Consider the following 11,921-nt stretch of genomic DNA (forward strand, 5'->3'; position numbering starts at 1 on the left):
TAATGATAAAAACTCTTTTAAGATATTCAACCGCATTAAAATTGCGATTTATAACCTTATTGTATAAATATAGATTTAAATTTTTTGGCAAAAAATCATATCTACACTCTCCTCTAAAAATTGATGGAATTGAAAATATAGAGATCGGAAGTGGGGTTTCTATAGCGTATAAAACTTGGTTAGCTGCTATGCCTCTCACTGGAGAAAAAAGCAAACTTGTCATTGAAGATGGTGTACATATAGGAAATTTTAATCACATTTATGCTACCCAATCCATTATTATTAGGAAAGATGTACTAACTGCTGATAAAGTCTATATCTCCGACAACTTGCACGGCTATGAAGATATCAACACTCCTATTATAAAGCAACCTATTGTACAAAAAAAAGAAGTAGAAATAGGGGAAGGCAGTTGGTTAGGAGAAAATGTTTGTATAATAGGAGCTTCTATAGGTAAACATTGTGTTGTAGGAGCTAATTCAGTAGTAACCAAAGATTTTCCCGATTATTGCGTAATCGTAGGAGCTCCTGCCAAAATAATAAAGCGCTATTGCTTTGAACAACAAAAATGGAGAAAAACAGATAACAACGGTAATTTTATAGACTAATGGAAAAAATACTTATTACAGGAGGTGCTGGCTTTATAGGATCTAACCTGGCTTTAGCCCTCCTCAAAAAAGGACACCAAGTAACAGTACTCGATAACCTATCAGAACAAATTCACGGCAAAAACCCTGAAAAAACATCTCCTTTATACCTCAGTATTAAGGATAAAGTGCAGTTTATTAAAGGTACAGTAGCTTGTCGTGAAACTTTGCAAAAAGCTATTGCTAATAACACTGTTATCGTACATTTAGCTGCCGAAACAGGTACAGGGCAATCAATGTATGAAATACAACATTATACTGATGTCAATATAGGAGCTACAGCTTTGTTATTGGATATTCTTACCAATGAGAAACATTCGGTAAAAAAAGTAGTAGTAGCATCCTCTCGTGCTATTTATGGAGAAGGTAAGTACTACAACAAAACTAAAAATACCTTTGTTTATCCTCTACAACGTACTGATGAGGATATGCAAAAAGGTGATTTTGAAGTAAAAGACCCTCAAAATCATTCTGATGTCCTTGAATTAGTCGCTACTACCGAAGATGCTATCATTCACCCTACCTCGGTATATGGCATCACCAAACAAGTACAAGAACAATTGGTAATGACAGTCTGTCCTACTATAGGTATTGCAGGGGTGGCTTTCCGTTACCAAAATGTATATGGACCAGGTCAATCACTTAAAAATCCTTATACAGGCATCCTTTCCATTTTTTCTACCCAAATAAAAAATGGCAATGGCATCAATATTTTTGAAGATGGAAAAGAAACACGCGATTTCGTATTTATCAGCGATGTAGTAGATGCTACCGTTTTGGGTATAGAAAAAGAAACTGCTAACAACCAAGTATTCAATGTGGGAACAGGAGTAGCTACTGATGTAATCACTGTAGCTACGGAGCTTTCAAACAATTATGGCATTCAAGTACCCATTACTATATCGGGCAACTATCGCTTAGGAGATATCCGCCATAATTACGCCGACATCACTAAAGCAAAACAATTGTTAGGATTTGAACCTAAAATATCTTTTAAAGAAGGCCTAAAACAGTTTACCAATTGGGTAAACACTCAAGAAATAGAAGAAGATAAATACCAACAGTCTATAGACGAAATGAAAGCCAAAGGATTGTATAAATAGGTATGGAAAAAAGAAAAATAATATTTATCGCACCTGTGTTTTATGATTATCATAAAATAATCACAGAAAAACTAAAGGAATTGTTCGGTGAAACATTTTTTTTCCCCGAACGAAAAGCTAATTGGCTCTTTACCCTCCTAAACAACATACACCCTAAACTGATTAATCTATATCAACAATTCCTTTTCTTCTTTATATGGCAAAAAATTAAAAAAGAAGAAAATATTACAGATCTATTTGTCATTAGAGGATATAAAATGCCAGTTTCTTTTATCAAAAAATTAAAAAAGAAATTCCCTAATATACAAACTAAAATGTACCAGTGGGATTCTCTGAAAAAAAATCCTTATGAATATTTAATCCCTCATTTTGATAAATCATACACTTTTGATTATCAAGATTTCGAACAAAGAAATGATATGAATTTCCTGCAATTATTCTATACTGAGGATATCAAAAAAATAAAAAACTCTAAGGAACCTATCCAATACAATTTTTTCCTGCTCAACTCTTTTTCAATGGAACGATATGAAGGTACAGCAAAAGTTCTAGATTATTGCAAAAAAAATAACTTAACTATAAAACACTTTTGCTACATCCCTTTCCGTACTTTTTTTAAGTATAAATATTTATTGCGCATCCCTTTAGATAAATCCCTACTGTCATTTGCCCCTATGAGCCGTCAAGAATATATAGACTCCCTATCCAAATGTGATATAGTAGTAGATATCAATCACTCTACCCAAACTGGATTATCTATGAGAGTTACTGAAACTTATGGAGCTGGTAAAAAAATATTAACAACTAATAAATCTATACAAAAAGACCCCCTATACAATAAAACTTGGGCACAAATTTTTGACGTAAATAACATAGAATTATTACCTTTCGAAAAACAAGAAAAAAATTCTCTCACAGATCAATTATATATAGACAATTGGCTAAAAACTATTTTAGAATAATATAGAAAAATGAACCAAAGTAAAATCAAAATAGCTTTTATATTACCCTCGCTCACTAACGAAGGCCCCATCATTGTCGCTAAAGATATCATTCAAGGACTTATAAGCAAAGTCGATCTAATAGAGGTCTATTATTTCGACCAAAAAGACGACCCTATTTCTTTCCCTTGTAATACCTATAGAATTTCTTTCTTTCAGAAAATTGATTTCAATAAATACGATGTAGTGCATACGCACATGCTCCGCCCTGACCTTTACATTTGGTATCACCGAAAAAAAACTCATAAATCTAAGTTCGTATCCACCCTACATCAGTTCATGTATCAAACTCTAAAAAATACCTATAATAGAGTTGTAGCATTCATTTTTGAAAAAGTATGGATAAACGCCCTTAAAAAACAAGATCAGATAGTATACCTCTCTCATATAATGGAGCATACTTACAAAAATCGTATAAAAAAAGCAAGTAACGTAATTTATAACGGTAGAACTTTTTCTAAAGAAATAATAAATGCCCCTGTAGAAGAACATTCAAAACTATTAGCCATCAAAAAACAGTTTAAAATCATAGGCATTCACTGTATGGTTACCAAAATAAAAGGCGTACACCAAACGATATTAGCCCTAAAGTATTTACCTGACTATTTTTTCATAGTGATAGGAGAGGGGGCTGAAAAAGAAAATTTACAAAAATTAGCAAATGAACAAAGTGTAGCCGATAGATGTTTATTTTTAGGCTACAAAAAGAACGCTATTAGTTACTTGAAGTATTTTGATGTATATGCTGCAACCTCTTATTCCGAGGGGTTTAGCCTCTCACTTATTGAAGCAGGACAATGCAAATTACCTACCGTATGTTCTAATATTGCTATTTTTAAAGAACAATACAACCAAAATGAAGCCGTTTTCTACCAGTTAGACAACATCCCCTCTTTAGCCAATGCTATCACAAAAGCATATAATAACAAACAGCAATACGCTACAAATATATATAATCGTGCCATAAATGATTATAGTATTGAAAATATGTGTAATCAATATTTAAAACTATATTGCAAAAACTAATGAAACTCTCAGCCTCCATAGTTTTATACCAAACAGACCTTACACCATTAAAAAAGGTCATCGATAGCTACTTCGCTTGCAAAAGTGAGGATCTACAGCTGTTCCTTGTAGACAACTCCCCCACCGATCTCCTCAAAAAAGTACTAACAATGTACCCCGATAAGGAAATTCACTATATTTTCAATAACCAAAATATGGGCTATGGAAAAGCTCATAATGTCGCTATCAAAAAAACTATAGAACAAGGCCTCCCTTATCACATAGTCCTAAACCCCGACCTTATCATACAAGAAAATACCCTCGAAAAACTTACCCTATATATGAATGAGAACCCCGAGGTAGGTAATATAATGCCTAAAATTATATATCCTAACGGACAACTGCAATACCTCTGCAAACTCCTGCCTACTCCCATCGACCTGTTCTTTAGACGATTTAACCTCATCCCTTTTAAAAAATGGAAAGAAAATAATAACAAACATTTCGAACTACACGCCTTCGGATATAACAAAATAATGAATATCCCAATCCTTTCAGGCTGCTTTATGTTCTTGAGAACCAAAGCCCTTGAAAAAGTCGGACTATTCGACGAAAATATATTTATGTATCTCGAAGATTTCGACCTAAATCGCCGAATACACCGCGACTACAAAACCGTATTCTTCCCCGATGCCGTTGTCGTTCACGAATACCAAAAAGCATCCTATAAAAATATCAAACTATTAAAAGCTCACATCAAATCAGCAATCTATTACTTTAATAAATATGGATGGTTTTTCGATAAAGAAAGAAAATCTGTAAACACCCAAACCCTCCAAGAAATAAAAAAACTAAACAATAACCACTCCATCAACCATTTAACATAATACCCCTGTTACAAAACTGTTACCTGTCGTTACAACTTTTTGCACATCCCCAAAATTCACCCCAATTTTGCACCGTAAAAGTTAGGAAATAAAGTTCAGAAATGAAATAGGAAATAGAATAGTGGTCAGCCCCTCTGGACAGGCTGACGTGTCCAGCACTATCCACTTTTCACTTTTCACTTTTCCCTAACTCCTAATTATGAACAATTTTAAAATCAAACAAAAATGGCAAAAAGTATTAACAACATCGTAACAGAAGGCCTTTCAGGTCGAATTGGTAAACAAATCGTGTTCAGTCAACGCAATGGCGAAACCATCGTTTCTAAATTCCCAGTACGCACCAAAAAGCCTACCGCTAAACAATTAGCACAGCAAACAAAATTCTCAAAGGCTATCACCTACGGCAAAAACGCTTTGCAAGACAATGCGCTTAAAGAAGCCTACACCACCGAAGCCCTCAAACGCAAAGGTGTAACAGCCTACAACCTCGCTGTCGCCGATTTCCTCAAAGCTCCCGTGATAGAAACCGTAGACGTCTCAGCCTACAAAGGTCTTGCAAGTGGAGAAAAAATAGCGATTGCAGTAACCGATAATTTTAAGGTAACCAAAGTGAAAGTAGCTATCGTAGGTAGCGACGAAAGTACCGTAGAACAAGGTGAAGCAACACTCCGAGAAGGCAAATGGATCTATAGCACCACCGCTACCAATACTTCTCTCTCAGGCGATAAAATAGTCGTAACCGCTACCGACCGCCCCGGTAACCAAACCACTAAAGAGATAACTCTCTAAAAATTACCCGTTACCATAACATCCATTAAAAAAACAATAGGTTCACCTCTCAAAAGATGAACCTATTGTTCTTATAATTTCACTCTTTAGTATCTTTAGCTTATAGCAAGTAAGTTTTCTAAAGTGTAGACATAAAAAAATACGCTCTAAGGCGTATTTTTATTAGGTTTTTCCCTTTGGGTGGAATATGGGGCTCGAACCCACGACCTTCGGAACCACAATCCGACGCTCTAACCAACTGAGCTAAGACCACCATCTTTATTTTTTCGGGGGCAAAAGTAATACCTTTTTTTGAAACTACCAAACTTTTTTAAGTGAAAAGTGAAAAGTGAAAAGTGAAAAGTTCGTATAGATTTGATTTTTAAATACTTGTTAATTGTGATAAGAGAGGGGCTTTTTCATCTTTTGCCGATAGAATAATATCTTTTTCGGGCAGTTGCCAATCTATCCCTATAGTAGGGTCGTTCCAACGTACACTTCCCTCGCTCTGTGGAGCGTAGTAGTTGTCGCATTTGTACTGAAAAATAGCTTCTTCACTGAGTACTGCAAAACCATGTGCAAAACCATGTGGAATAAAAAACTGTCGTTTGTTTTCCTCACTAAGCACTACTGATTCGTATTGCCCAAAGGTGAGAGAGTCTTTGCGCAAATCTACTGCTACATCCAATACTTTGCCTTTCACTACGCGCACTAATTTGGATTGTGCGAAAGGTGGTTTTTGGAAATGCAAGCCGCGCAATACGCCATAGCTGGATTTTGATTCGTTGTCCTGTACAAATGTGATGGGGGCTACTTGTTCGTTGAAACGCTGTTGTGAAAACGACTCGAAAAAATATCCTCTGTCGTCAAAAAATACTTGTGGTTCTATAATCACCACACCTTCTAATTTAGTTTTGATTACTTTCATCAGTGGGGGTTTGTTCGTCTATGGGGTCTGAAATTTCCTCTACAATTTTTTTAGATTTTTTAGAGGATTTTCCTAAGTTTCTATTGCTTTTGAGTGCATTAATACGCTCGGTAATGAGGTCACCAGTAATGAAATCTATGTTGGATTCAGTATATGATTTCTGATAAACTTTCAAAGCTTTTTTATAATCTTCTGTTTTTTCGTAGTATTCGGCAAGGAAAAAGTTAGGCATAGCGGTTTTTACATAGCCATTGCTTTCTACATATTTTGCTAACTTTCTAAGTGATTCCCAATCAGCAGCCGATTTGATAGCGGTGTAGGTTGCCATTATATCGTTGAGCAATGGTTTCTTTTTGAGTCCGATATACTGTTCAATAGTGTTGTACTTGTTCTCTAAATATTCAAAAATATTGTTGCTAAGGGTTTCCATTTGGGTTTTGTATTCCTTGCCACCTATGGGTTTGTAGATATCAAAACACTCGTCGAACGCTTGTGCGATTCCTTGTAATTTGCTGGAGTTGATGGAGTTTCCTTTCATATCGGCAAAGCGATAGACTACCGATTCGTGTAAGGGTACAGAACGCAAGCCTTTTTCAAAATTGATAGTTTTATCGTAGTTGAGTTTGTTTTCTATATCGGCAGTAGCCATATAGTAATACAATCGGTGTTGATCTTTTGATGCTCCCATAGCAAGAGCACTGGCAAATTCGGGTGCCATACGCGGTATAACCGTAGGGTTTAAACTTACGTACATACTGAAAGGCGACTTAGGGTTGAGCAGGTAGTAGTTAATTAAGAAACCAGCTTCTTCAGATGCTACAATTCCTTTGAAGTTGGCGATAGGGTATTTGCCTTGTATATAGGGTACTAATTCATTGGAAATAAACTCGAAATAGCGCGCAGACTCATTCATAGGGCGTCCTACCTCATCAATAACAGCTACTTCTTCTAACTTTTCATCGAATACACCTACTACTATACATTTGGGCATTTCCTGAAATTGCTCATAGTAGCGCACAGCAGTTACCACAGGCTCCATTAGGGTGTTGGCATTTAGCACTACTATGAGTGGGTAGGTTTGTTTATCGGTGTAACCAGCGGGTTTGTAGATACCTAATTTCTGACGATTGCCGGTTTTGCCAGAGGTGAAAGTTTCGTTGCTAATTTGAGCAAAAATACTTTGTGCCATTAGTATGGCCATAAGGAGTGTACATAATTTCTTCATCTGCATAGATTTTTTTGTTTGAGCGTACAAAATAACTAAAAAAGGCTTATATAAAAAAGTTATCCACTGCTTTTTAACGAAACTTTAACGGAGGGAGGGTAATTTACTAATTATACTGATACTTGTGCTTTAATGGCGGGATAGGGATCGTAGCCTTCTAAACGGAAATCCTCGTAATCGAAAGCAAAAAGGTCTTTTATAGCTGGGTTGAGGTGCATAGTAGGCAGTTCACGAGGGGTACGGCTGAGTTGCAAAGCTACTTGTTCGCGATGGTTGTTGTAGATGTGTACGTCGCCAAAAGTATGCACAAAATCACCTATTTGCAAATCACATACTTGGGCAAGCATCATTGTCAGTAGGGCATATGAGGCTATGTTGAAGGGTACTCCTAAAAACACATCGGCGCTGCGTTGATACAACTGACAAGAGAGCTTGCCATCGGCAACATAGAACTGAAAGAGGGCGTGGCAAGGCGGCAAGGCGGCTTTGCCGTTGGCTACATTCTCGGCAAACGATTTCCCTGTATCGGGTAATACCGAAGGATTCCAAGCTGATACAATAATGCGGCGGCTTTCAGGGTTGCTTTTAAGGGTTTTGACTACGGTTTTTATCTGGTCGATAGCTTCACCATTCCAATTACGCCATTGAGCACCATATACAGGACCAAGGTCGCCGTTCTCATCAGCCCATTCATTCCAAATGCGCACGCCGTTATCGGTAAGGTATTTGATATTGGTATCGCCCTTTAAGAACCACAAGAGTTCGTAAATAACTGATTTTAGATGGACTTTTTTAGTAGTAACTAAAGGGAATCCCTTGCTGAGGTCAAAGCGCATTTGGTAACCGAACACGCTGGTAGTACCGGTACCAGTGCGATCGTCTTTAGAATAGCCATTTTCGAGGATATGGCGCAAAAGGTCGTGATATACTTTCATTTTGATATAATAGCCTCACCCTTGTTTTCAGCATACTCTCTTCTGAGTATTCAGAGGTTTCTCCCAAGGGGATTGTAGCAATAAGTGAGTGTTTATAAGGTATAATAACTAGTGCTAAATCTATATTTAGATATTAGCAGGGCGCAAAAGTACGGATAATTTGTCAATTTGCCAATTTGCTAAATATTTGTATCTTTGCCTTCTTAACAAAAAAAATTATACGATGAACATTGCTCTCGATGCTAAAAGGGCTTTTCATAATTTCCGTGGTTTAGGTAACTATAGCCGTGATCTGATTCGTATGCTTCAAGAGCATAAGGTAGGGCATTTGTACCTATTCAACCCTCAAAAACGCAAATTTTTAGGGGTAAAAATTGATGAAAATACTACTGAAATCACTCCTCAATCTTTCTTTTGGCGCAAATTTAAAAGTCTTTGGCGCAGTTTGAGAATCACCGATATAGCTCAAAAACTACCCATAGATCTCTACCACGGGCTTTCGGGAGAAATTCCCAAAGGTATCGCTCAGCATTTGCCTACGGTGGTAACTATTCACGACCTTATTTTTATGCGCTACCCCCAATGGTATTCGTATTTTGACAGAAAAATTCACTATAAAAAGTTTCTTTATGCTGCCCAAAACGCCCAGCATATCATCGCTATTAGCGAACAGACGAAACGCGATATTATTACTTATTTGGATGTTCCCGAAGAGAAAATTACGGTAGTATATCAAGGTTGTCACAAGGCGTTTAAGCAAACATATACTGAGGATGAAAAAGCTGCTATACGCCAAAAATATCAGCTTCCTAAACGTTTTGTACTGAATGTGGGGGCTATAGAATCTCGCAAAAATGCTCTCGAAATAGTAAAAGCTATTGACCCTCTTGAAGATATATCGCTGGTATTGGTAGGCAAGCCCACTCAATACTACGAGGAGATAAAGAGGTATTGTGAGGCGCATAACCTCAGTGAGCGTGTGCAGTTGCTCAGCGGGGTATCAATGGAAGATTTGGCAATTATCTACCAGTTAGCAACCGTGTTCTGTTATCCCTCAGTGTTTGAAGGCTTTGGCATTCCCATTATAGAAGCCTTATTTTCTAAAACGCCCGTTATCACTTCTAAGGGCAGTTGTTTTCCCGAAGCAGGAGGAACTCATTCTATCTATGTGAATTTAGACCGAGCGGCTACCGAAATACGCGAGGCTATAGTGAAAATCACTACCGATGAAGCGCTGCGCACTCAAATGATTGCCAAAGGCTATCACTATGCACAACGCTTTACTGATGATGCTGTATTTCAGGAACTAATAAAAGTTTATAATCAGGTAACAGGGAATAGGAGTTAGGGTTCGCTTGTGAAGGTACTGGCGGGCAAATTAGCTTCATTCACTAAATTTCCGTCGGTAACAGGGCTAAAGCCATAGCGAACAACTTTAGGGTTACTTACCTTTTGACTTGTTACTTTTACTTCTTCTCCTACAACTTCGGCTGTTGCCGGATAGAAAATTCCATTGCCGTTAGAAAGTTCAAAACCGCGCAACGTTTTGCCATCGGCAGAGTGCATTCCTTGGGCATAGTCAAAAGAAATGGTAGCGACTTTTCCATTGAAAGTTGCTGAACGGAACAAAGGGCCAGAAGGGATTACCTTTTTTCCATAAGTATCGTTCAAAGCCCATTGAGCTAGGCGTTCTCCTATAGGTTGTTTGTTTTTGGGGTGTACATCGGAGGGGTGACCATAATCGTATGATACAGCCATTCCGCTATGAGGCACAACCTTCATCAATCGTCTCTGACTGTCTCTAAACCAACCCCAAGACGGGCGGTTAATACTTGATAATTGTACGTAATAGAAAGGCATTTGGGGATTGTTAAACTCGGTGCGCCAACTTTTTACTAATAGGGGGAACAACTTGCTATGAGCATCTTTGTTATGAGCGTTGGATTCGCCTTGATACCAAATCACCCCTTTGATAGGGAACTGAGCTAAAGGCAGTATTCCAGCTTCAAACAGATAAGCAGGTTCATAAGGGTGGCGTTGTAATTTATCGGTAGCTTTAGCGATATTCTCGCCTGCACGCTGTCGTACCCAATCCATTATAAAATCGTTTTCACGCCAATTATTAAGGATACGAGGGAACTCGTATTCTAGTGTATGGCGGTCTATCCATGATTCGGTAGGTGATCCACCTACGGCATTGCAGATGAGACCTATAGGCATATCCAAATCTTTTTGTAGGGTACGACCGAAATAATAGGCTACTGCCGAAAAGGCACGTATGGTTTTAGGGGAGCAAACTTCCCATTGAGCAGGTTTATAGTATTGTAACACATTGACAGAATCCAAGGCTGAGTTCTCCCAAGCGTTAGCATTATCAGTACGCCAGCGAGCTTCCATATCGAACAAGCGGATGTTAGGATTTTCGGCTTGTGGGATATCTCTTTCGCCCGTTGAGGCTTGGAACATTTCAAACTCCATATTCGATTGTCCTGAACAAAGCCACACTTCACCCGCAACTACATTCTTAAAAATACGTTTTTCTTTACCTGCGGTAATTTGCAAAGTATAAGTTTCTTTGGCAGCAAGCGGTGCTAAGGTTACTTGCCATTTGCCATTGCTATCGGCAGTGGTGTTGAGTTGCTGTTTGCCTATTGTTACAGTGATTTTAGTGTCTGCATTGGCAATGCCGTGCAAAGGTAAGGGTTGTCCGTGTTGCAATACCATATTATCAGAATAGATTTCAGGGAGTTGCAAGCCTCCATAGTTGCCTGTAATAGCACCAAAGACTACTTGCGCCAAGATAGCTGCCCCTTGTGCATTGGGGTGTACGGCATCGGGGAGCATTTGCGGGAAGTGGTAAAGAGGTTCGTGAAAATCGATGAGTTGGGCGTTTGTTTGCTGAGCAACGAGCGCAATGGCTTGTTGTATTTCGGCGTGCCAATCGCGTGTTCCCGATTCAAATCGGTGGTGGCGGTGTGATAGCGGACTCATACGTGCGATAACGAAGTGCGCTTTAGGGTTTGCTTTTTTGAAATCATCGATGAGCGATAGATAATCTTTCACAAAATTATCGCGGTAGTTAGGCCAGTTACGCGGGTCGGTATCATTGATACCTAAGTGAATAACTACGATGTCACCTGCGAAATTAAGGGCTTGTTTATAAGCCTCTTGCTGTATGTAAGGGCGATGGCCTTTGTTGAGTAGGGTAGCGCCCGAATGTCCGAAATTACCTACCTCATAGCCTTTTCCTAAAAGGTGTTGTAGCACAGAAGGGTAGCTATTTTGTTCACGGTTTTCGATGCCATAGCCATAGGTAATGCTATTACCTACACAGGCTACTTTAATTGTTTTTTTTTGTCCCCAACCCAGAGAACTGAGTAATAAGGCACTGATAAAGAAGATTTGTTTTTTCATTGGTTGCT

At 38.2% G+C, this 11,921-nt stretch carries 11 protein-coding genes and 1 tRNA gene; 7 read left to right on the forward strand and 5 right to left on the reverse strand.

Annotated features, from left to right (window positions below; genetic code table 11):
- Window positions 1-59: 59 nt before the first annotated feature.
- The 6 genes from Q0162_RS10350 (at window position 60) to Q0162_RS10375 (ending at window position 5,432) form a co-directional block, all read left to right on the forward strand.
- Window positions 60-608, forward strand: coding sequence for an acyltransferase (locus Q0162_RS10350; RefSeq protein ID WP_297891318.1), 549 nt, complete (start codon window positions 60-62; stop codon window positions 606-608).
- Window positions 608-1,750, forward strand: a complete 1,143-nt coding sequence (locus Q0162_RS10355; RefSeq protein ID WP_297891320.1) for an NAD-dependent epimerase/dehydratase family protein — start codon at window positions 608-610, stop codon at window positions 1,748-1,750. Before Q0162_RS10350 ends, Q0162_RS10355 begins: the two co-directional genes overlap by 1 nt.
- A gap of 2 nt (window positions 1,751-1,752) precedes the next feature.
- Window positions 1,753-2,712 (forward strand): hypothetical protein, encoded by a 960-nt coding sequence (locus tag Q0162_RS10360; protein ID WP_297891323.1) that lies wholly within the window; start codon window positions 1,753-1,755, stop codon window positions 2,710-2,712.
- A 9-nt stretch (window positions 2,713-2,721) separates the two neighbouring features.
- Window positions 2,722-3,777, forward strand: a complete 1,056-nt coding sequence (locus Q0162_RS10365) for a glycosyltransferase family 4 protein (RefSeq protein ID WP_297891325.1) — start codon at window positions 2,722-2,724, stop codon at window positions 3,775-3,777.
- A complete protein-coding gene (locus Q0162_RS10370; protein WP_297891329.1) occupies window positions 3,777-4,643 on the forward strand; it encodes a glycosyltransferase family 2 protein in 867 nt (288 codons plus the stop codon). Before Q0162_RS10365 ends, Q0162_RS10370 begins: the two co-directional genes overlap by 1 nt.
- Window positions 4,644-4,868: 225 nt before the next feature.
- Window positions 4,869-5,432 carry a hypothetical protein gene (locus tag Q0162_RS10375; RefSeq protein ID WP_297891330.1) on the forward strand — a complete coding sequence of 188 codons (564 nt, stop codon included), beginning with the start codon at window positions 4,869-4,871 and terminating at the stop codon, window positions 5,430-5,432.
- Between the two features lie 178 nt (window positions 5,433-5,610).
- Here the strand turns inward: Q0162_RS10375 and Q0162_RS10380 are convergent.
- From Q0162_RS10380 to Q0162_RS10395, 4 genes are all read right to left on the reverse strand, one after another.
- Window positions 5,611-5,686: transfer RNA gene (locus tag Q0162_RS10380), tRNA-His, on the reverse strand.
- 107 nt (window positions 5,687-5,793) lie between these two features.
- Window positions 5,794-6,339, reverse strand: coding sequence for a dTDP-4-dehydrorhamnose 3,5-epimerase (rfbC, locus tag Q0162_RS10385; RefSeq protein WP_297891333.1), 546 nt, complete (start codon window positions 6,337-6,339; stop codon window positions 5,794-5,796).
- Window positions 6,320-7,564: an alpha/beta hydrolase-fold protein gene (locus tag Q0162_RS10390; protein WP_297891335.1), complete on the reverse strand. Its 1,245-nt coding sequence runs from the start codon at window positions 7,562-7,564 to the stop codon at window positions 6,320-6,322. Before Q0162_RS10390 ends, rfbC begins: the two co-directional genes overlap by 20 nt.
- Window positions 7,565-7,674: 110 nt before the next feature.
- Window positions 7,675-8,499 carry a thymidylate synthase gene (locus tag Q0162_RS10395; protein ID WP_297891338.1) on the reverse strand — a complete coding sequence of 275 codons (825 nt, stop codon included), beginning with the start codon at window positions 8,497-8,499 and terminating at the stop codon, window positions 7,675-7,677.
- Window positions 8,500-8,722: 223 nt separating this feature from the next.
- Here Q0162_RS10395 and Q0162_RS10400 point away from each other — a divergent pair, with 223 nt between their 5' ends.
- Window positions 8,723-9,847 carry a glycosyltransferase family 1 protein gene (locus Q0162_RS10400; protein WP_297891340.1) on the forward strand — a complete coding sequence of 375 codons (1,125 nt, stop codon included), beginning with the start codon at window positions 8,723-8,725 and terminating at the stop codon, window positions 9,845-9,847.
- On the opposite strand, the gene Q0162_RS10405 is transcribed toward Q0162_RS10400, so the two are convergent.
- Window positions 9,844-11,913, reverse strand: coding sequence for a GDSL-type esterase/lipase family protein (locus Q0162_RS10405; RefSeq protein ID WP_297891342.1), 2,070 nt, complete (start codon window positions 11,911-11,913; stop codon window positions 9,844-9,846). The genes Q0162_RS10400 and Q0162_RS10405 overlap by 4 nt on opposite strands.
- Window positions 11,914-11,921: the final 8 nt, after the last annotated feature.

The organism is uncultured Capnocytophaga sp. (assembly GCF_937936315.1).
Taxonomy (GTDB): Bacteria; Bacteroidota; Bacteroidia; order Flavobacteriales; family Flavobacteriaceae; genus Capnocytophaga.

Coding starts and splice junctions, on each gene's coding strand:
- Q0162_RS10405 (WP_297891342.1), bottom strand. CDS start 11,913: ATGAAAAAACAAATCTTCTTTATCAGTGCCTTATTACTCAGTTCTCTG.
- Q0162_RS10400 (WP_297891340.1), top strand. CDS start 8,723: ATGAACATTGCTCTCGATGCTAAAAGGGCTTTTCATAATTTCCGTGGT.
- Q0162_RS10365 (WP_297891325.1), top strand. CDS start 2,722: ATGAACCAAAGTAAAATCAAAATAGCTTTTATATTACCCTCGCTCACT.
- Q0162_RS10390 (WP_297891335.1), bottom strand. CDS start 7,564: ATGAAGAAATTATGTACACTCCTTATGGCCATACTAATGGCACAAAGT.
- Q0162_RS10370 (WP_297891329.1), top strand. CDS start 3,777: ATGAAACTCTCAGCCTCCATAGTTTTATACCAAACAGACCTTACACCA.
- Q0162_RS10395 (WP_297891338.1), bottom strand. CDS start 8,499: ATGAAAGTATATCACGACCTTTTGCGCCATATCCTCGAAAATGGCTAT.
- Q0162_RS10355 (WP_297891320.1), top strand. CDS start 608: ATGGAAAAAATACTTATTACAGGAGGTGCTGGCTTTATAGGATCTAAC.
- rfbC (WP_297891333.1), bottom strand. CDS start 6,339: ATGAAAGTAATCAAAACTAAATTAGAAGGTGTGGTGATTATAGAACCA.
- Q0162_RS10375 (WP_297891330.1), top strand. CDS start 4,869: ATGGCAAAAAGTATTAACAACATCGTAACAGAAGGCCTTTCAGGTCGA.
- Q0162_RS10360 (WP_297891323.1), top strand. CDS start 1,753: ATGGAAAAAAGAAAAATAATATTTATCGCACCTGTGTTTTATGATTAT.